This window comes from Fructilactobacillus sp. YLN 2412, assembly GCF_059488745.1.
This window is the reverse complement of the sequence record NZ_CM183165.1, coordinates 923332-942245: the sequence shown is the minus strand read 5'-3', so window position 1 is coordinate 942245 and position 18914 is coordinate 923332. Positions and strand designations below refer to the sequence as shown.

Genomic DNA, 18914 nt, shown 5'->3' with positions numbered 1-18914 from the left:
CTTATTGATTTTATAAAGTTGATAACTGATAATAATTTATCTTTGTAAATAAAAGTATATAATTAAATTGTAATCAATAATTAGTGGAGGAGTTTAAAATGCTTGAAATACTTGACTTATTAGAAACATTGGTTGTAATTAATATTGTTATGTGGATTGTTACTGCAGCTTTATGGCTAATTGATAAACTGATGAAAAGAAAAATTTATAAAAATGCTTGGGCCGACTGTGGTCAAATCATTTGTTTTATCGATACAGTTGTTTTGATTTTCAGCTTTATCTTATTTGGATGCTTAGCCCTATTAGGAATCTATATGCCAAAAGAATTGGTATTTATGTTGTTCATACCGGTATTGATTGCAGCATTTATTGGCGGAGTAATTTGGAAATTTTTGAATAAATAAAGAAGACTCTAAGATGAAATGTCTTAATACCAATCAATTGAATACGTTTTAATATGATTATATAAGTTATTATTTAATTATAAACAAAGAGCCTGTAACTATGAGAGTTACAGGCTCTTTTTATGTTAAATTATTTATTATAATTGAGTATACTGGGTTCAAACCATTATTTTTGAATGTGTTGTTATATCAACATTTATATACTGTTCTAAACATTAAATATTTTAGTGATGTAGATTTTGATGTAGATAACTATAATCTGATTAATTTTGCCATCTTTTCGCTTGCATCATTTTCCTGTTCTTTAGTAACTGCAGTATAAACATCCATAGTTGTTTCAATATTTGTATGACCTAAATATTTACTTACAGTTTTTACATCAACTCCGTTAGCAAATGATAAAGTAGCAAAAGTATGTCTAAATCCATGAGCAGTTACATGTTTTAAATTATGCTTGTTCTGTGTTCGATCTAACCAAATTTTTGCTTTTGTTGGTTGCCACAAAGTTCCTTTTTTATTTGTAAATATTAAATTTTGAGGATTTTGATTTATTCCAAACTTTAATAAAAATTTCTTTTGTTCAATTTGCCATTTTTTCAAAATGTTAATTATGGGTGTGGCCACTTTTAAATTTCGCTTACTTCCTTTAGTCTTAGGTGTTTGGATAACTAATTCATTTTCAACTTTTGATAATGTTTTGTTGATGTCAATTTTATTATTGTTAAAATCAATATCGTTCCATTTTAAAGCAAATGCTTCACCTTTTCGTAATCCTGTATATGCAAGTAGGGTGAAGAAGACATATGGTTGATAATTACCTTTATTATCTTCTTTCAGACAGTTAAGAAATTCATTTAATTCATCAATATCATAATAGTTACCAATTGTATCTCTATTTATCTTATGTTCATGTTTAGGAACGCGGATGCCTTGTGCAGCATTTCTTTCTACATAACCATTTGTTACAGCAAATTGTAATACGTTAGATAAATAGTTTTTTAATTGATTTGTTTTCTGAAGTTTTTCTTTGTTCCATTGCTTTACTGCATCATATACATCACTTGGCGTTATTTTATCAATTAAATAATCTTGAAAAATAGGTAATATGTGAAGCCTAAAATTACGTTTTGTAGTGGCTAAAGTGCTTCTCTTTCTATTTCCTTGGGAATAATCATTTTTAAACCACATTTCATACATTTCTTGGAAAGTATTCTTTTTATTTTTATCTTTTTTGAAGGTTCCATTTAAAATTTCAAATTCTATTTTTTTAGCTGCTATATTAGCAGCTTTTTTTGATTTAAAACCTCTTCGAAAAAAGTTGAACTGTTTATTAGTTTTAGGATTTAATCCGATATATCCACTAACTGAATATCTTTTTTCGCCGGATTTCAATGTATACGGTTTAATTGTTGCCATAAATTTCTCCTTTAAATATAAAAAATATATTGCAAACATACGTTCGATAACAATTTTAAAATAAAAAGTCATTATAATAACGACTTTTTATTTTAAAATTGTTAGTTTGTTTGATTCTTTAGCGTTCAAATAATCTTTGTCTTTTGTCCAAATCATTGCATTATTTTCTAATGCGTCTTGAATTATTTCTTCATCAGTCAAATCTAAGCCTCTGTATTTTTTTAATGCAGCTTTTTTAGTTGCATTTACAGAAGAAGAAATTAAGGTTGTTAAGGAAAGTATTTCTTCAACTGAAACTAATACTAATTTATATTTATTTTTAAAGTCATCAGTATCTCTATAACCAGTTATTATTTCATTTTTTTCAAAAAAACTTTTATAGGGGAGTTTAGGATTGTTTGTATCCTCTTTATATGATTCCCAAAAATTTCTTAAGGATTTGTTTATAAATTCAGATAGTATAGATTGATTTATTAGCCATGCATTATGATTATTTTCATATATTTCAAAAAATATATTACTAAGTTTATCTTCATAAGGTGTTCTACCATCATCGTTAGTTGATACTCTAAAAATTAATAATAATATATTGGTATCAATTATAATTTTTTCATTATTAAAATCATAAGCTTCAATTCTTTTAATTTTTGTCATAATTAGAATATTTTCTTATCCGTTTCCTCTTTTGTTAAACGTCTTTTAGAATTTTTCATTACAAGAGTTATTTTTTCAAATTGTGGTTTTGTTAAGCCTTTAGTTTTAATTTTAATAAATTTATTTAAAGTATTGGAATCAGTTAATTGATATAAATCTCCTACTGCTTTGTTTAAAAATGCAGTAGTTACTACGCTAATTCCAGTAAAATAAACATTTGATATTATATTATTTGAAATGTTTTTTTGTAAAACATTAAATAGTTCTTTTCCTTGATCTGAGCTTACAGCAATATTAGAATTTATTATATTTTTTACATTAATATCTTTTTCCATAATTAAAATTATTCCTTTTCTTAAAATTCTACAGCTTCATTTTCCATAATAATATCGTCGTTTTCTTCTGTATTCATTGAAAATGTAACACAAGTACCATGAAATGGATATTTTAGATTTCGTTTTGTTATGTTTCCGTTCTTTTTAACTTTCCAAAATCCAAAATTAGATAGAATTTTCATTGAACCGTTACTAGCAAGAGATGATTTAAAAGTATCAAATAATCCCATTCCTGCCGAAACTTCATCTTTTGTAGTGTTACCTTCTTTTGTAGACCAGTCAATTAAATCAGAGTCGGACCAATCACTTAAAAATTTATTTTTATTAGTAACTAGTTTTGGAATTGTTATCCCATTATCACATATTGAAAAACAAATTGTTGATTGGGCAGGATAAAACTGACCACATAATCTTATTACATCGCTACCAGAATGTACTTTAACGTTATCACATAGTTCAAATATAGATGCATAAAACGAAGAGTTTTTTGGAATGTCATATCTAACTTCGTTCTTGATTTTTTGAAAAAGTTTTTTATCTATATAATTATTAACTTCATCAATAGACTGGGGTACTAATTCAACAAATTGGATTGTTGTATCATATGTATCAACGGTAATATCATGATTCAATAAACAGTAATTAAATCCATTTTTATCTAGAAACTCACTAACTCTTTTATTATTACTTGGTATAACTTTAACCTTGAATCCATTATGTTGAAGTTCTCTCATAAGAGTTGCTAAAAAAGGGGTAAATTCACCAGAAATCCATATAACACTAGAAAAATCTATTATGACTTCTTTTTTTAGTTCACTTTTAGAATTCATTATAATATAAAAATCTTTTAATAGATTTTCTATTATATTAGGTTTCATATTCATACTTTTGGGTAAGACTATATAGTTTTTAATTAAAATATACCCTCCATTATAATTATTCATTAAATATATTTTTGCTAGTCCAATATTTTATTAATTTTGCTTATTGCGGGATTTTTTGGAATCTTCCATATATTTCTTTCCTTTTTTACCTTGTACTCTAAATGCAATATAAGCAGTTAATACACTTAGATAGTTTTTCATATCATCGATTGTCTGATCAGGGTGCAATTCTTTTGTATGGGTTTTATCATTACCAATCCAAGCTACCATATTGGCATTATCTGCTAGTGATGGATCTAAAGCCGAAAGTTTATCTATATTTGCTTTTAACCAATTATTTTTTATGGTTTCTTTTTCGGTTTCATTGTCTGCTATAGTTAATAAAAATTCCTCAACTAAAAATTCTAAAGCTTTTCTATAACCCATTGCATCTATTTCATTTAGATCATTATTTTCAGCTATTTCAGATTCAATATATATTTTTTTGAATTTCGGGAATTTTTCAGCAATAATTTCAGGGAAGGGGAATTCATCAGTGCTAAATGTATTTGGATAATCTATAGGTGTGCAAAAACTACTATCATTTATGTCATAATCTATCAAACAAAATCTACCACATGATGTACATTGGAAAACAATACCTAAATGATTATGAGTTTGTTTTTTGTCTATATATTCATATATTTTTGTATTAGTTTGATAAATGAATTGGGTTGCCATATTTTCAAATGGACAAAAATTAGGTTTATAATATCCTACATGTCTATAAGGTTCACTCAACATTCTTTCTTCATAATTTGAGTTTCTGCTATCTTTAATAAATGGGATACTCATAAAAATTTCCTTTCAAGTCTGCTTATTGCAGGCTTTTTTATTGATTTTCATTATCCATTTCTGCATAAGCAGCATCTTTTTCAGCCATTGCTTGAGAATCATCGGCATTAGTTACATATGATTTATTTTGCTCATCATTCCAATTAGATTGGTCTTGTTCTGCTAGTGCTTTACCCTGTGCTTGTTCTTCTGGAGTACCTTCATAAGTGCCTGAAACGGGGTTATAGTGATATCTTTCTGCTAGGTAACGATCATAATTACTGAGACCTTGACCAGTTCTAGCAGCAACAGCATTCTCTCCGGACCATTCTTCATTTTGTTGGTTAGAGGAGTTTGTATTGCTATTACTTGAAGTATTAATTTTGGATTGAGAAGATGTTTGGGAAACAGAGTTTGTTTTATTCTCATCAGTTTTTACATTTTCATTATTAAACTGCATTGTTTTTTTACCATAAGTAAATTTCATTGTTCCGTTTTGGAATGCAGACAATGAGTAGTCTTTGGTTTTATTAAACTTTTTACCATCAATTTTTAATTTATAACTATCGTTAGTTTTGCTTTTTAGTTTAAATTTATATGTACCTTTTTTCTTGCCATTAGCAATCTTTAAAATTACTTTTTTATCATTTATTTTAAAAGTATCTCCATTTTGGCTAGTCCATTTACCTTGAACTTCTTTAGGAAATGTTTTTGAAGAGACTTGTGCGTAAGTTGGTTGCAAATTTGTTGCATATATACCAGTTAATGAAATTACACTAGCTCCAGCGATACTCAACAAAAATTTATTCATAAAAAACTCCTTATGTATTGACTTTCAGCTTTTAAAGTCATCCGTATCTGGACTTATTATTATTTATAATTAAAACCATAAATCATAGCTACTGAATGAAGATAGTCAACGTGGACTCCAATCTCATCCGCAATCTCGTAATCATCTTCGTGTGGCTCAGAAATTATCTTTATAAGTACTTCCTTTGGAACTCGTTTTTTCATTCCCCATTTACGTGCTTTTTTCTCTTGTTTATATGAAGATATATTAGAATAGTCAGAAATATCTCCAACTGATGTTTCAAAATGACCTAATTCTTCACATAACCATTGATACTGTTCTTGTAAATCAAGATCACTATTGATGGTTATTTTATTACCAATATTTAAACCACACATACCAGTTGGCATATTTTCAAATTCAAATTTCACATCTGGATATTGAGACATTAATCTCTCGATGTTATTCATAATCAACACCTACTTATTTTTACTCTCATTTTCTTTTTTATATTGAGCTTTTTTAAATTCAATATAATCAGCAATATCCTTTTTCTGTTCCTCAGTTAGATTATCATCCATATGAGCAGCAACAGGGGTACTTCCAAGATTTACTTTTCTTCCTAATAGATAATCTGTAGTCACACCAAAAATATCTGCCATTTCATTTAGTTCATCAGCTGAAATTTTTCTTGAGCCTTTCATAATTCGACTAAATGCACTTTCTCCAATACCCAATTTTTTAGCTAATTCAACTTGACTCATACTTTTTCTTTCTAATAAATTAGCAATTATTTGTATTGTTTTTATAGTAGCCAAGATATATACCTCCATAAATTGCGATTAACACAATATTATCCTAACATGTTTGCGAAAAAAGATATTATAAATTGTTAAAAAAGCAAGATAAACAATTGACATTGATAAAATCGCAAGATACAATGTTAAGTGTAATTAATTGCATTAATCGCAATTGAAAGGAAGTGGAAATATCAAAAATAAAAGTGGAATCAATTTAAAATTAATTAGAAGTGTTAGAAAAAAGAAAGAAATTACGCAGCTGGAAATGGCAAATGCTTTAGGATTGAATGGTGTTGCAGCATATTCTCGTAGAGAAAATGGAACGTATAAGTTTCAAGTCAGTGAATTGCCCATTCTTTCTGAAATGTTAGATGAACCAATAGAAAAAATTTTGCAATCAGACTTGCAAAAAAAGCAATTAAAGAAGGTGGTGAGATAGATGATTTCATATTTTAGGGAACTGCTAAATTGCTTGTGTGAAATAGAAAAAGATCTTCACGCTATCGCAAGTAGCATGAAGGTCTCTAATAAAAAAGAAATAGATGTTATCAAAGGATTTGAAAAATAATTATTCATCTTCTTAATGATTTAGATATTAAAGGGGATTGGAAAAATAAATGTATCAAAAAATAATTTGTGGATTAAAAAATTTTCATGACTTATTCATTAATCCAAAGCAACATCCGTTTTTATATTGTATTTATCTTTTACCATTTTGGACTATTGGTGCATTAATTGGTATTTGGTTAGCTAGTTAAAAAATCAACGTAATTAGGGAGATGATATGAATGACAACTAAAATCAGAATAAATTTAAGTGTTAGTTCAGTTAAAAAATTAAATGAAGAAATGGATGAGATACGAAAATTATCTAAATTTAATGACGAAAAAATAGTTGTAAATGCGGAAATTGAAGAAAAAGATAATGTTGCGGATGTTGCTAGTGGTCTTTATAAAGCTGCAAAATTATCAAGTTATCAAGGGGGAAAATTAGATGAGTAACTTCAGAATTGATGAATTTGAAGATAATGATGATTTGATTCCAAAAAACAAAGCTATGAAAAAACTTGGTATTAGATCATATACAACGATGAACAAATATATTCAACAAGGTTTGTTCACTGCAATTATTGTTCCCTGGAGTCGAGGTCCAATGCTTCGCTTGGGTGAAATAAAACAATATATAAAAGAACATGAAGTTAAAGTTTAGGGAGGATTAGAAATGAATAGATCAGAGAAAATTGAGTACTTATTAACTATCCATTCAGAAAGAGATAAAAAGATTTTTGAACAAATGTCGGATGAATCACTTGAATCAGCAGTAGCACTAGAAAAATCAAGAATTGATAATGAACTGCTTGAGGCAGTTTCAGAGATGTAATGGGAAATTATTAATGACTAGAAAAGAAAAAATAAGTTATTTGCAACATCGGTTACCTGATTGTGATATATCGACATGGCAGCGGATGCCACAAGAAGCAATTGATGCAACATATTTTGTTGAACGTAGTAGAGAAAATAAAGAAAAGGGGATTTAAAATGGACTGGTTTTTTTATGGCTATTTATTAACAGTTGGTTTGGAAGCAATTAGTACTTTGATTATTGGAATTGTTGTTGCATTGATTATTTACCTAATCGTTAAAGATTTGCACAAATATGGAGCATGGGAAACTCTAAAGGATTTAGCGGGAGGTGGAAGAGATGTTGAGTAAGTTAATCAAAGGTATAAAAAAAGACCATTCACGTTGCACCGTGAACAGTCATGAATTATGCGTATTGGTAAATATAATACATTTTAATTCTACCAGTAATGGGCATCTTATTCAATCTGAATGGAGATAGTAATGGTAGCTAATAAGCAGATAGAAAAATGGCAAAAAGAAATAGCAACAAATAAAAAAATCATTGATATGAACAAGCATAAAAATAGTCGTGCTGCATTTATAGCTGAGAAACGAAATAAAGAATTAACTCGGAAAATCAATAACTATAAAAGCAGTCCATTTTTACAAAGTTTTGGAAATGAACAAAATGATTGATAAAGGGATTCTTAAAATCAGAATCAAAAACAATTTAACTTCAGCTGAATTTGGACATGGACATCATGATTAAAACAAATCAACAGTTAATTGAACTTGTCGATGCTTTAGAAAAAGATTATGGATCAATGACTAATCCTAAAGTATTAAAAGATAAACGATATAGACAAATTCAAATTTATTCTGAAAGTCAGCGTGACAAGGCAATTCATCAGAATAAACCAATTAAAAAGAAACATGGGACAAGCCATTATATTTATAAGTGTCAATTTAAAGATGGTTCAGTGATTAAAGCTAAGACTGCTAGTGAATTAGCAGCAAAGATTAATGATTGTGGCTATGCAGTTTCGCGTAGTTGGATTCATAAGAAATTAGAGTGGCAAGATTGTCAGTTTAATTTTGGAACTATTAATAGAATTAGACGAAGAAAGTCTATTTATACAAATTAATGATCGTGAGGACGAACATGAGTAATTTATTGATTGATGAACAGCCATTAGTTGTTCTGCCTAATTTGGCTAAGAAAGTAGGGCTAAATGAAGCGATTGTTTTACAGCAGTTTCATTATTGGTTGCAACGAACTAACAACTTTCAAAATGGAAAAAAATGGACTTACAACACGTATGATGGATTGCTTGAACAAATGCCTTTCTTTTCTAAATCAACATTAAGACGAGCTATTACAAGTCTAGAAAAAATGGGTTTAGTTGAAACTGGAAACTTTAATAAAAAAGGTTTCGATAAAACGAAATGGTACACGATTAATTATGATGCAATTGATGAATTAAATAATGAATCAGTGAGCAGTCCATGTGTTCAAAATGAACAGACGACGTGTTCAAAACGAACAGCTCCAACTGTTCAAAATGAACACACCAATACCAGAGATTACCCAGAGACTACTACAGAGAATATGAATAATGATGATGACGCTGGCACGTCTGTTCAACCAAACAATCAAAACCAAGAACAAAAATCTAAAAGCAAAAGCATTTTTACGACTTGGCAAGAGATTTGGGGATTTCCTAATGCAGTTGCTCAACAGGATATTCAAGACTGGGTTCAAGAATTTGGTGAAGAGTTAGTTAAGTATGCCATTTCTGAAGCTGCTAGATACAACATTAATTCAAGAGGTATTGATAAGTATCTGTTAAAGGTCATGAAGAGTTACCGAGAAAACAAGGTAACAACTGTTGAGCAAGCTCAAAAGCTTACTGAAGAGCATAAACAACGAATTAATCGTGAGATGAAATCTAAAAGTAAGTATAAACAAAACAATGTCCGAGAGACGTTGCCAAAGTGGGCAAATCATGAAAATAATACACAACATCCGAAGTTCACAGATGATGATATTCCTGAAGATATTGGAGGTGTGCCATTTTGAGTCCACAAGAGTTTATTCAAACATCAATTCGAATCGAATGGAAAATGTGCAAGTTGTACAAAAAAGAACCATGGGACACTAAAACTGAACCTTCAACTAATCAACTAAGAGATTTTTATAAGTTAATGGTTTCTAAAAGTGGATTAAGCAGCGATGAAATAAAGCGTTTAATTATCAACGAAGAATTAACTCATCACCAAGTATTTGACTGGTTAGGAGTTCAAAGTAAAAAGGCTACAGCATGATTAGACGAACAGGTGTTAATAAATACCATGCAAGAAAAGTTAAGTTTGATGGATATACTTTTGATTCTCAAGCTGAGTTCAAATACTACATGCAACATGTACATGATAAAGATGTAAATTGTACAGTTCATGAATCATTTGAGTATTCGCCCAAAATAACCGTCAATGATTATTCACTAGCTGCTTTACGATATGCTCCCGACTTTGTATTTCGTGACAATGACGGAAATATTACAAAGGTTGTTGATGTAAAAGGTAATCAAATAACCAGCGATGCAAGGATTAGAATTTTAGAATTTGAAAAGCGTTTTGAGGTCTTAGTAACGATTGCAAGACTTAATAGATCTGGTTTCTTTTTTGAAGAAATCTATGGCAGAAAGACCAAAAATAGCGGATGAATTAGATTGAATTAAAGAAAATTATTATGATTGAAATTACTAAAGAAAATTATATTAAATATCTAAATAAATTAGAAAATAAATATAACGGAAACATTCCAGATGACGATGTTATTTTTCAAAAAATAAAAAAGTTGTTTGAAACAAAAAAGATTAAACATAGTAACTTTAGATACGATATTTTTGATAAAAAAGGGCATCTTATTTTTTTCGGAAAATCTAACGAAGCAGTTAAGTTTTTAAACAACCATGGATTTCCAGAATTTAACTCAGTTAAGGGCCAACATTTTAATGAATTAGGAACACGAAAAATTGAATATGGGAATTACTTCATGCTTCGAAAAGATTTAGTAACTGGCGAATATGTAAATGGTAAATGTTACTTAGATGAAAAAGTTAAGTATGAAATTGCTAATATATGCCAAGATTATTGGCTTTATCGCATTTACGATAAAAATATGAAAGAAATTATGACAGGTCGTTGTTTTGAAGCTTGTAATTGGTTTAAAGAGCATGATCTTTTAAAACCTAAACCAAATGTTATGAACATGTCTCAGTTTTGTAAAAGAGGTTCTTGTGTTTGGGGCAATTACTTTGTTATTCGTGTTAATCGTAAAACTGGTGAGGAAGTCCATTTATTTAAAAAAAGAAAAATATATAAAATTTTCATTGCTTTTGACTATAACAAAAAACAAATAGCTAGTGGATATATTCGAGATTTGTTTTGGAAGATGAAAAAAATGGGTTATAAAATGCAATTTATGCCTAGAAAAGCTAGATATTATAACCCAGAAAAAAATTTAAAAATACATGAAATTACAGATGTGAATTATTTTGCAAGATGTGTTCAAAATAACGGGATTTATAATCGTCGTAATTTTTTATGGGGTTATATCAAAAAGGAAAGTGAATTATATGACTAAGACGATCCAATTTACAGATGAAGAATGGTTTAAGATCAAAGATTTAATTGTTTCCATCGTTAAAATGTCTAAACAAGTAAGCGCTACTAATAGTGGGATTGATAAATTCTTAAATCCTGATGACCATGATGTTATTGATATGAAATATATTGAAGATTTACGAACCGATGCAACAGATGTCGAAAAGCACTATTTAATTGAACGAATGAAAGAAGTGGCAGAAATTGCTCACCAACCAATGTTTGATATTTTCAATAAAATGACTGCTGATTGTAATTTCGAAAAAATTAATAAAGCTGAGTATAAAAAATTACGAAAACGTATTACTAGGCTAAAGGATAGTGTTCTAAAAGAAAACAAACCGGAGGCACAAGATAGTGGAAAACAAAATGCTAACAATGGCACAGATCAATGAAATATTAGAAATCAATGAAGCATTTAAAGCACCAAGTAGGATGATGGAAATTGTTTTCGATAGAGATCTAAGAGAAAAGACCTTTCGTAAATTTCTGAATATTAATAATGATATTAGCTATGACTGGTTTCAGGGATATTTTGAAGAAGAACAAGCTGATCGAAAGAAGCATAAACAAGACTTCACTCCAGCATCCGTTTCTAACATATTAACTAAAATAATTGGAATGGATCAAAAAAACGGAATGAATATGGATGTTTGTTCTGGAACTGGTGGAATTACCATTGAAAAATGGTGGTCTGACTGTATTAAACAAGTTCCATGGGAATATTACCCACATGAACATTTGTATTGGTGTGAGGAACTTTCAGATAGAGCAATTCCATTTTTACTGTTCAATTTATCAATTAGGGGCATGAATGCCATAGTGGTTAATTGTGATGCTTTGAGTCGTGTAGCAAAAGGTGTGTTCTTTATTCAAAATGATTTAGATGATTCATTTGGATTTAGTACTGTAAATTTGATGCCATACAATGACACGGTCAAAAAATATTTTGGTATTTCTAAATGGGATGAAGATCGATATGAACCACACGTAGAATCAAACATTGATATTTGGGATAAAAACATCAGTAAAAACTTAATAATTAAAAAAGAATGGGAGAAAGATAAAGATGGCAGAAATAATCGATTCAAAGAATTCAGTAACAGAATTTTTGGAAAATGAAGATGAGCAAAGTTTTAAACAAACGTTCAAAGATTTACGAGAGAACATGCGTAAGATGTCGCTTTGTGAATACTTTGACTGGTACTTAATCAACGTTAAAAAAAGAAATGTGGTTTTTGTTACTTATCAAAAATACGAAATGGCTAGTAAATGGCTTAAAGAAAATGTTAGTGATTTAATGCTAGTTGATTTAGAAGAAACACCAATGGTACTTCAACAAATGCTAGACATGTATGGTAAAACACGCCAAAGACAAACTGTTTTTGATTTTAAGCGCCACCTTTTAGCAGCGTTGATTTATGCTCGAGATAATGGATTTCTTGCAAGACTTCCAAAGCATGGACTAGAAATTCATTCTGTTGAAGATAGTTGGTCAACTGAACAAAAGCAAGCTCATAGAAACAAGCCAAAAACTTTATCATCTTCTGAATGTAAAGAAATTAAATCACGAATTGATTATAAATTAGAAGAGCTAACGAATTTTGACAAAGTACCCGTAAAACCTAAAGGAAGACAAGGAAATAGAAGTAATTCAAATGTAAAATCTATGTCTTTGCAAGCAAAATTGATGCTATTTGCAATTTTATTGCATACAGGATGCCGTTTTGCTGAAGGATTAGGATTAACTATTGATGATATTCATGATGATTATATTGATATCAATAAAACACTTGAATATAAAAGAAAAACTTATGAATTTGCAGATACCAAAAACAAGTCATCAATTAGAAAAGTTTACGTTGATAAAAAAATCATTAAGTTAATTAGACGTTATGACGAATGGCGTCACATGTGGCTAGGACCTGAAGCATTAAAGCCACTAGTTTTAGAAGCAGACGCACCTATTTATAACGATACGTTAAATCATCAGTTTGTTAGATTACAGAATGAATATGGAATTACTAAGAACATCTCAATGCATAAGATTAGGCATACTTATATTTCTTATTCACTTATGAAAGGAATTCCAGCAATGTTTATCGCAGATCAAGTTGGCCATTCGACAACCGATCAAATTGTGCACACATATGGTCATTTGATTGACGAACAGAAAAAAGAATCAATCAGCAAAGTTCAACAAATTCTTGAATAGGAATATAGGAGAAAAATATGAAGTTTTTGATTAAATTATTCCCATTGCCAATTCTTTTAGCATTAATCTGCATCGTCGCATTTATCTTGATGTTTGTTTTTCCATATTTGGTAACGATTATTATTAGTTGGATTGCCAAAATATTTTTTGGAGTTTATCTATCAAATTTAAGCAAATTTATTATGTACATTATTATTTTAGCTATTTTAATTTTATCGAAAACTAATGATTAGAAAATTAAAAACATATTTAACGGTGTTAAAGGAGATAAACATGGCAGAAAAGATTGAAATTGAAAAACCTGTTGTTAGTTCAGAATTAGCAAAAAAATTTGAAACTATAAAAGATTATTATGACAATGATGTTTCATGCGTTATTTTAGCTAGAAATTATGCTGACGATAAAATCAAAGAATACCGACGATTAGATGATACAAACTTTATAAATTTATTAGCAAAAATGTTTGTGGTTGGTTATGAAATTGAGAAGCCAAAGTTAAAATACATTAGGTTACGGTCAGATAAGGTAGACAGTGAGTCTAATTATTTGAATGAGTATCCAGCCATTAACAGATTTACTGTTGAAAGTTCCCTAGAAGATAAGATCACGAAAACTAAATTCACACAAGAAGAAGCTGAAGAATTCTTAAAAGATGAACCTGCTGGTATGTTTTTTGCTGAAGATGTGGAGGACTACACAAATGAAAAGAAGTAAATATGATTTTGATTCATTTGTGGATAGAAATTTTTTTGAAATAGCATCTATCTACTGCGATGAAGAAAAAGTTGATACTGATCAGTTGATTGAAGAAAATTCTAATTATCTTGATGAATATGATAAAGATCGTTTACCTGAAGACATTTTGGAAGATAATGCAATGTCAGATATAGTTTTTTGCTGGGCAGAAGATAATGAGATGGAAGTAAAACGTCAATGGTCGCTTGGAGAACTTCAATATATAGAAAAAGACGTAAAAACTGAAAAACAAATGCACAAATTGAAGGATGATGAATTATTTTTGGCAGAAGTTTGTGATTTAGCTCTTGGGGAAGATGAAGCTAGAGTAGAAAAAATTTGGCGAGAATTGATTAAAAAAGAATTAGTGGAAGTAGAGGACTAATTATGAATAATGAAGAATTTAATGAAACATGTGAAAAAGCAGTAGAAAAATATGTAAAAGAGAATTTTGGGGATATGAGTGGATTGGAGTTTCCAACAGATTTTTATACTGGTGAAATTTTCAAAGTATGGGAATGTAAGACACTTCAAAATCGCAAAGCAATTTTAGGCTTAGGTGGAACTAATCAACTACTTTTTGAAATTACTTATAACGGTGACAAGAAAGAAACATACGTAGATGTTTATGATAAAAAAGATAATTTCGTAATCAAGGAGAACAATGATGACTAAAAAACTGCAAATCATTGATTGGGAATGCAAAGGGAATCTGATTAAGCTTTATCTTGGTAAAAACGGGGAACAATGGGGCGATGATTGGGATGATGCTCCTTACGATTGCAATGCTGGAGAAGTTTATGATCAATACGTTGAAAAAGTTAAATATTTTTATATTCCTTGGAAATATTGGATTTTCGAACCAACTAATTTTTTAGATGTTTATATTGCTAAAGAAGACTTGGTCAAAAGACGTTTTCCAATTTTAGAAATACGAGATGGTGATTGGGGCGGTAATTTTATTTCAAACATTCATATGGGAGATACATTAGAACAATTGCCGGAAGTATTTAAGGAGTGTGTATATGACTAAAGAACAAGATGATTGTAAATATTGCCACGATGATGGTCACGGTTTTGGGCTAGCAGAAAAAGATTTAATTTCAGGAGAATATCATGATGGAAATATATTTTCTGCTCAAATATTTGATGGTAAAACATTAAGATTATCCGATCAATTAAATATATTGGAAGAACATCAAAAAATTAATTATTGTCCAATGTGTGGGAGAAAATTAAATGTTAAATAAAAAGCAATATGAAGATAAAAATAAAGACAAAGAAATTTATAAAATTGAAATTCCCGATAATTCATACTTGCAAATCAAAACTAACAAAGATATTCATTTTATTAGTTCCGATGAGAGGTTAGAAGATAATTTTATTGAAACCGATAGTGAAGGATTAAAAATAATATTTAATCAGATTATGAATATAGTTACGCAAATAGGATATTTAAAGTTGGATATAGGAGAATAAATATGAGCAATTTTATAATTGGTGGTTTTACAGGTGCTTTAATTGGATTATCTGGATATGTAGTTGGATTTTTAAGTAGCAAATCTATTTTGGAAGATAAAAGCAAATCATTGGAATCGAATTTAGATTTACAAAATGATTTTATCAATAAAAATTTAAGCTCATTACCTAAAATAGAACTTCAGGGTCCAACGCAACCTAAAGAAAAAGAGACAATTAAAATTCCGTTTTATGTTGCTGACTTTATTAAACAGGAAAAGAAAGATGATAAAAAAATATATACCATTTTATCTGATGTTTTTGGTTCTTTTTCAGCGGCTCTTATCTGGAATTCAGAACTTTTTAATTTTTCAGATGTTAAAAGTTGGATTGGATTACCTGGAAATACTGAAAAATTTATAAAAGCAGTATTGTATGGAAATTATGAAATAGAAGAATAAACATAAGAATTTGGTAATAAATGGACGTTATATGTTGCACATAGGTGAATAACTACCCATTAATAAACTGAAACCGCCGCAGAATGCGTTTATATTACTCGTAAAAAAGGAGAATTAAGGATGATATTTGTATATTTGGTTTCAGGCATGATTGCATTGGTAATAGTATGCAGCACTATTGAAAATATTAATTTAGCAATTCAAAGACGTAAACTGGTTGTGGAAAGTTTAAAACTTGGAGTTTTAAATATGAATGATGTAAATAATGCTATGAACGGAAAGATGTAATGAGTAAATATACTTATTTGCTTTTAACATCTATATTTACAGTTAAATTTATAGTTGAAGGATTAATTTTAATAATTACACTTTCAGTCATTATTGCCATTATTTTATATTTTCTATGTAAATAAAAAATGCCCACCAGTTGGCAGGCAAATGTATGTTCGACATTTTACATTATACACTACCAACTTCAGGAGGGCATTGATGGAATTAATACCAGAAATTGATGAAAAAAAGACTGCAGTTAAAGCTAAACGATTTTTAAATAAAGAGTTTCCTAAATTATTATTACTGGCAGGACTATCAGATGCAGATATTAAGTCACCTACTATTTCAGACGTACCTTCTAGTTCTCCAGTTGGAAATACCAATGAAGAAGCAATGATTAAGAAGTTTGAACGTCAAGATGAAGTTAGGAATGTATTAAAAGCAATTAAATCTACATCAAGATTTAAAAGAAAAATACTTTGGGACGTTTATATTAATGAAATAGCTGATTGGAAAGTTGCTCAATCTATTGGATATGGAAGTACAAGATATAAAGAACTAAAGAATCAAGCATCGATAGACTTTGCATACGCTATGGAAGCTTATGGAATTGATTTAATAGTATATAAAAAAGCGACCTTTTAGTGTCCTTTTTGCGACCATCAGGCGACCTTTGAACATGCAATAATAGTATTATATAAAATTATAACTAAACGATATAGTTTTCCATTTCTTGTTTATATAATGATATGCTTTTCAAATTCAATCATTAGTTAGTGTGATAGGTTTTTTATCTAGGTTCGATTCCTAGACGCACTATCGGGCAATAGCCCATGTATGTATCGCAAATTGCATCACGTCAATCTGTTCGCAACGTCTATGACGTCAGGTTAATTAATGACATCCGTATTGGATGTCTTTTTTTGTACATAAAATTAATTGGAGGTAACTCAATGGAAGAAGTTAATTATATTATGAAAACTGGAATTAACATTAGAGGGAAGATTGCAAAGCGATTAAGCACTTTATCTAAAAATATTAGGTCAAACAATGAACATAAACGAATTCGAATTGAATTTAATGATATTGCTGATGTTCCTAAAGTATATATCGATAATAAATTGATTAACTCTAATAGTAGAAACGGATTGGTTAGTTTGAATATAAGTTGGATAACTAATGATCAACATAAAAAATCTAAGTCTATGAATATCAAATATATGACAGAAGATGGGATTCAAGAGTTATCTCAGAAAATAACATCATATGAGGATGATGCTAATGACTTATAAGCGTGATGGTCTTGTTTATTCAAGTTACCAAGAATATCAAATGATTTGCAAGATTGATAAAGATATTAAACGTAAGCAGAAAGGAAAGCAAGATGGCAAACGTTCATCGGAAACGAGATAGGAAACACCCGGATAAAATAGAGTTCGATTTCCGTAATGATATTAGTTGTATGGAATACATTGATGGATCAGTACATTATTATGATTTGAATGGTAATGAAATTAATAAAGATGATGAATTAATCGTACGAAATTATTGAAATCAATAAGAACATATTGGGTGAAAGGCAATAGTAATGGCAAGAGTGAAGATGTGTGAAGAGAACGGATGTCATGCAATCATACAAGCTAAGTATCGTTGGTGCCCTAAACATTGGGAGCAACATCATTTGAGATATAAGGTATGGCTTTACAAACGTGATAATGACCCAATTCATCGACGACATAGGCAGCAAGAGACCGAGCACTATGACAAAACCATAAGACGAAAGGCAACGACTAAGCATGATGCCAACAGAGCTAAATTCTATCGGTCTAAACAATGGGAACAGATTAGAAACTATATTCTTAACAGAGATGTTTTTACTTGCCAGATTTGTGGTATTGCTAAACAAAGGCTTTATGCAGATCATATTGTCCCATTACGTTTATGTGACGAAAAAGAAATGCTTAATGTAAATAACCTATGGACTTTGTGCGCAAAGTGTCATAACAAGAAAACAAAAGAAGAACAATATAAAAACGACAATGAATTATTAAAAATGAACAAACTCAAATGGATTGATGAACTGAAACAAAAATAGACCCCCGCCTAGGATGCCCGCGGCGTCCGCACCACACTGCCGCCTTCTTATAAATAATTCTATTTTTGAAAATTTTTATATAGGGGGGGTTAAAACAAAAAGGAGGTACTGACAATGGTCAAGAAGCTCCCTAATGCTGATTATAATGGGACTTTGCCAGTTCGTCCACCAGCTTATATGGGGAAGATTGCAGCTGCTGCATGGCGAAAATGTGTGCGCTTTTTGAACGAAAAAGGAAATGTTAGGGCAAGCGATGAAAAATTGCTTGAACAATACGTTACTGATTATGAAATATTTCGTCATGCATATGAACACATTAAAAAGAATCATGAAGTTCAACCAATTTATCGTTCAATACAAGATGCAAGTGGTCAAGTGATAGATCATGACTTTGTTGGATATAAAAGAAATCCAATGACTTCAATTTATAATGATTCACAGAAAAACCTTAAAGCAATTGGTTCTGAATTAGGTTTATCACCCAAATCACGTGGTGAATTATTAAAATATTTAGATGATGAAGATGGTGATTACGATGATGGATCAGTTGATGATTTTAAATAAGGAGGTGA

The 18914-nt window shown here is 29.7% G+C and carries 39 protein-coding genes; 31 read left to right on the top strand and 8 right to left on the bottom strand.

What is annotated here, in order from left to right:
- Window positions 1-98: 98 nt before the first annotated feature.
- On the top strand, window positions 99-404 hold the full coding sequence (locus AC0GLR_RS04785) for a hypothetical protein (RefSeq protein ID WP_495604338.1): 306 nt from the start codon (window positions 99-101) through the stop codon (window positions 402-404).
- 252 nt (window positions 405-656) lie between these two features.
- Here AC0GLR_RS04785 and AC0GLR_RS04780 read toward each other — a convergent pair whose 3' ends face one another.
- The 8 genes from AC0GLR_RS04780 to AC0GLR_RS04745 form a co-directional block, all read right to left on the bottom strand.
- Window positions 657-1820 (bottom strand): tyrosine-type recombinase/integrase, encoded by a 1164-nt coding sequence (locus AC0GLR_RS04780; protein WP_495604337.1) that lies wholly within the window; start codon window positions 1818-1820, stop codon window positions 657-659.
- 87 nt (window positions 1821-1907) lie between these two features.
- Entirely contained in the window at window positions 1908-2474 is a 567-nt protein-coding gene (locus AC0GLR_RS04775; RefSeq protein WP_495604336.1) for a hypothetical protein, read from the bottom strand.
- A gap of 2 nt (window positions 2475-2476) precedes the next feature.
- The gene (locus AC0GLR_RS04770; protein ID WP_495604335.1) at window positions 2477-2809 is read right to left on the bottom strand and encodes an STAS-like domain-containing protein; all 333 of its coding nucleotides are present in this window, start codon (window positions 2807-2809) and stop codon (window positions 2477-2479) included.
- Window positions 2810-2829: 20 nt separating this feature from the next.
- On the bottom strand, window positions 2830-3753 hold the full coding sequence (locus AC0GLR_RS04765; RefSeq protein ID WP_495604334.1) for a hypothetical protein: 924 nt from the start codon (window positions 3751-3753) through the stop codon (window positions 2830-2832).
- Window positions 3754-3783: 30 nt separating this feature from the next.
- Entirely contained in the window at window positions 3784-4527 is a 744-nt protein-coding gene (locus tag AC0GLR_RS04760; protein WP_495604333.1) for a DUF4145 domain-containing protein, read from the bottom strand.
- A 37-nt stretch (window positions 4528-4564) separates the two neighbouring features.
- Complete coding sequence (locus tag AC0GLR_RS04755; RefSeq protein ID WP_495604332.1) at window positions 4565-5317, bottom strand: hypothetical protein; 753 nt, start codon at window positions 5315-5317, stop codon at window positions 4565-4567.
- A gap of 59 nt (window positions 5318-5376) precedes the next feature.
- Window positions 5377-5766 (bottom strand): ImmA/IrrE family metallo-endopeptidase, encoded by a 390-nt coding sequence (locus AC0GLR_RS04750; protein WP_495604331.1) that lies wholly within the window; start codon window positions 5764-5766, stop codon window positions 5377-5379.
- Window positions 5767-5775: 9 nt separating this feature from the next.
- Window positions 5776-6114, bottom strand: coding sequence for a helix-turn-helix domain-containing protein (locus AC0GLR_RS04745; RefSeq protein WP_495604330.1), 339 nt, complete (start codon window positions 6112-6114; stop codon window positions 5776-5778).
- Window positions 6115-6268: 154 nt separating this feature from the next.
- Here AC0GLR_RS04745 and AC0GLR_RS04740 point away from each other — a divergent pair, with 154 nt between their 5' ends.
- The 30 genes from AC0GLR_RS04740 (at window position 6269) to AC0GLR_RS04595 (ending at window position 18906) form a co-directional block, all read left to right on the top strand.
- Window positions 6269-6535: a helix-turn-helix transcriptional regulator gene (locus tag AC0GLR_RS04740; RefSeq protein WP_495604329.1), complete on the top strand. Its 267-nt coding sequence runs from the start codon at window positions 6269-6271 to the stop codon at window positions 6533-6535.
- A 178-nt stretch (window positions 6536-6713) separates the two neighbouring features.
- Entirely contained in the window at window positions 6714-6854 is a 141-nt protein-coding gene (locus AC0GLR_RS04735) for a hypothetical protein (RefSeq protein WP_495604328.1), read from the top strand.
- Between the two features lie 30 nt (window positions 6855-6884).
- Complete coding sequence (locus tag AC0GLR_RS04730) at window positions 6885-7097, top strand: hypothetical protein (protein WP_495604327.1); 213 nt, start codon at window positions 6885-6887, stop codon at window positions 7095-7097.
- The gene (locus AC0GLR_RS04725) at window positions 7090-7305 is read left to right on the top strand and encodes a hypothetical protein (RefSeq protein WP_495604326.1); all 216 of its coding nucleotides are present in this window, start codon (window positions 7090-7092) and stop codon (window positions 7303-7305) included. The genes AC0GLR_RS04730 and AC0GLR_RS04725 overlap by 8 nt, the downstream gene beginning before the upstream one ends.
- A gap of 12 nt (window positions 7306-7317) precedes the next feature.
- A complete protein-coding gene (locus AC0GLR_RS04720; RefSeq protein WP_495604325.1) occupies window positions 7318-7476 on the top strand; it encodes a hypothetical protein in 159 nt (52 codons plus the stop codon).
- A 13-nt stretch (window positions 7477-7489) separates the two neighbouring features.
- The gene (locus tag AC0GLR_RS04715; protein WP_495604324.1) at window positions 7490-7633 is read left to right on the top strand and encodes a hypothetical protein; all 144 of its coding nucleotides are present in this window, start codon (window positions 7490-7492) and stop codon (window positions 7631-7633) included.
- 1 nt (window position 7634) lies between these two features.
- On the top strand, window positions 7635-7808 hold the full coding sequence (locus tag AC0GLR_RS04710) for a hypothetical protein (protein WP_495604323.1): 174 nt from the start codon (window positions 7635-7637) through the stop codon (window positions 7806-7808).
- 132 nt (window positions 7809-7940) lie between these two features.
- Window positions 7941-8135 carry a hypothetical protein gene (locus AC0GLR_RS04705; protein WP_495604322.1) on the top strand — a complete coding sequence of 65 codons (195 nt, stop codon included), beginning with the start codon at window positions 7941-7943 and terminating at the stop codon, window positions 8133-8135.
- A 65-nt stretch (window positions 8136-8200) separates the two neighbouring features.
- A complete protein-coding gene (locus AC0GLR_RS04700) occupies window positions 8201-8584 on the top strand; it encodes a hypothetical protein (protein ID WP_495604321.1) in 384 nt (127 codons plus the stop codon).
- A gap of 17 nt (window positions 8585-8601) precedes the next feature.
- Window positions 8602-9519 carry a DnaD domain-containing protein gene (locus AC0GLR_RS04695; RefSeq protein ID WP_495604320.1) on the top strand — a complete coding sequence of 306 codons (918 nt, stop codon included), beginning with the start codon at window positions 8602-8604 and terminating at the stop codon, window positions 9517-9519.
- Complete coding sequence (locus AC0GLR_RS04690; protein WP_495604319.1) at window positions 9516-9764, top strand: hypothetical protein; 249 nt, start codon at window positions 9516-9518, stop codon at window positions 9762-9764. Before AC0GLR_RS04695 ends, AC0GLR_RS04690 begins: the two co-directional genes overlap by 4 nt.
- Window positions 9761-10162 (top strand): DUF1064 domain-containing protein, encoded by a 402-nt coding sequence (locus AC0GLR_RS04685; RefSeq protein ID WP_495604318.1) that lies wholly within the window; start codon window positions 9761-9763, stop codon window positions 10160-10162. Before AC0GLR_RS04690 ends, AC0GLR_RS04685 begins: the two co-directional genes overlap by 4 nt.
- 26 nt (window positions 10163-10188) lie before the next feature.
- A complete protein-coding gene (locus tag AC0GLR_RS04680; RefSeq protein ID WP_495604317.1) occupies window positions 10189-11085 on the top strand; it encodes a hypothetical protein in 897 nt (298 codons plus the stop codon).
- Window positions 11078-11500 carry a hypothetical protein gene (locus AC0GLR_RS04675; protein WP_495604316.1) on the top strand — a complete coding sequence of 141 codons (423 nt, stop codon included), beginning with the start codon at window positions 11078-11080 and terminating at the stop codon, window positions 11498-11500. Before AC0GLR_RS04680 ends, AC0GLR_RS04675 begins: the two co-directional genes overlap by 8 nt.
- Complete coding sequence (locus AC0GLR_RS04670; RefSeq protein ID WP_495604315.1) at window positions 11463-12227, top strand: SAM-dependent DNA methyltransferase; 765 nt, start codon at window positions 11463-11465, stop codon at window positions 12225-12227. The genes AC0GLR_RS04675 and AC0GLR_RS04670 overlap by 38 nt, the downstream gene beginning before the upstream one ends.
- Window positions 12175-13320: a tyrosine-type recombinase/integrase gene (locus AC0GLR_RS04665; protein ID WP_495604314.1), complete on the top strand. Its 1146-nt coding sequence runs from the start codon at window positions 12175-12177 to the stop codon at window positions 13318-13320. The genes AC0GLR_RS04670 and AC0GLR_RS04665 overlap by 53 nt, the downstream gene beginning before the upstream one ends.
- A gap of 17 nt (window positions 13321-13337) precedes the next feature.
- Window positions 13338-13553: a hypothetical protein gene (locus tag AC0GLR_RS04660; protein WP_495604313.1), complete on the top strand. Its 216-nt coding sequence runs from the start codon at window positions 13338-13340 to the stop codon at window positions 13551-13553.
- A 40-nt stretch (window positions 13554-13593) separates the two neighbouring features.
- The gene (locus AC0GLR_RS04655) at window positions 13594-14034 is read left to right on the top strand and encodes a DUF1642 domain-containing protein (RefSeq protein ID WP_495604312.1); all 441 of its coding nucleotides are present in this window, start codon (window positions 13594-13596) and stop codon (window positions 14032-14034) included.
- On the top strand, window positions 14021-14440 hold the full coding sequence (locus AC0GLR_RS04650; protein ID WP_495604311.1) for a hypothetical protein: 420 nt from the start codon (window positions 14021-14023) through the stop codon (window positions 14438-14440). Before AC0GLR_RS04655 ends, AC0GLR_RS04650 begins: the two co-directional genes overlap by 14 nt.
- Window positions 14441-14442: 2 nt before the next feature.
- The gene (locus AC0GLR_RS04645) at window positions 14443-14730 is read left to right on the top strand and encodes a DUF6275 family protein (protein WP_495604310.1); all 288 of its coding nucleotides are present in this window, start codon (window positions 14443-14445) and stop codon (window positions 14728-14730) included.
- Complete coding sequence (locus AC0GLR_RS04640; protein WP_495604309.1) at window positions 14723-15088, top strand: hypothetical protein; 366 nt, start codon at window positions 14723-14725, stop codon at window positions 15086-15088. The genes AC0GLR_RS04645 and AC0GLR_RS04640 overlap by 8 nt, the downstream gene beginning before the upstream one ends.
- Window positions 15081-15305: a hypothetical protein gene (locus AC0GLR_RS04635; RefSeq protein ID WP_495604308.1), complete on the top strand. Its 225-nt coding sequence runs from the start codon at window positions 15081-15083 to the stop codon at window positions 15303-15305. Before AC0GLR_RS04640 ends, AC0GLR_RS04635 begins: the two co-directional genes overlap by 8 nt.
- Window positions 15295-15534, top strand: coding sequence for a hypothetical protein (locus tag AC0GLR_RS04630; RefSeq protein WP_495604307.1), 240 nt, complete (start codon window positions 15295-15297; stop codon window positions 15532-15534). The genes AC0GLR_RS04635 and AC0GLR_RS04630 overlap by 11 nt, the downstream gene beginning before the upstream one ends.
- Window positions 15535-15536: 2 nt before the next feature.
- Entirely contained in the window at window positions 15537-15974 is a 438-nt protein-coding gene (locus AC0GLR_RS04625; RefSeq protein ID WP_495604306.1) for a hypothetical protein, read from the top strand.
- Between the two features lie 120 nt (window positions 15975-16094).
- Entirely contained in the window at window positions 16095-16262 is a 168-nt protein-coding gene (locus tag AC0GLR_RS04620) for a hypothetical protein (RefSeq protein WP_495604305.1), read from the top strand.
- A 201-nt stretch (window positions 16263-16463) separates the two neighbouring features.
- Window positions 16464-16892 (top strand): ArpU family phage packaging/lysis transcriptional regulator, encoded by a 429-nt coding sequence (locus AC0GLR_RS04615; protein ID WP_495604304.1) that lies wholly within the window; start codon window positions 16464-16466, stop codon window positions 16890-16892.
- A gap of 308 nt (window positions 16893-17200) precedes the next feature.
- The gene (locus AC0GLR_RS04610; RefSeq protein WP_495604303.1) at window positions 17201-17539 is read left to right on the top strand and encodes a hypothetical protein; all 339 of its coding nucleotides are present in this window, start codon (window positions 17201-17203) and stop codon (window positions 17537-17539) included.
- Window positions 17529-17660 (top strand): hypothetical protein, encoded by a 132-nt coding sequence (locus tag AC0GLR_RS04605; protein ID WP_495604302.1) that lies wholly within the window; start codon window positions 17529-17531, stop codon window positions 17658-17660. The genes AC0GLR_RS04610 and AC0GLR_RS04605 overlap by 11 nt, the downstream gene beginning before the upstream one ends.
- Window positions 17661-17835: 175 nt before the next feature.
- Window positions 17836-18342 carry an HNH endonuclease gene (locus AC0GLR_RS04600; RefSeq protein WP_495604301.1) on the top strand — a complete coding sequence of 169 codons (507 nt, stop codon included), beginning with the start codon at window positions 17836-17838 and terminating at the stop codon, window positions 18340-18342.
- Between the two features lie 114 nt (window positions 18343-18456).
- On the top strand, window positions 18457-18906 hold the full coding sequence (locus tag AC0GLR_RS04595) for a phage terminase small subunit P27 family (RefSeq protein WP_495604300.1): 450 nt from the start codon (window positions 18457-18459) through the stop codon (window positions 18904-18906).
- Window positions 18907-18914: the final 8 nt, after the last annotated feature.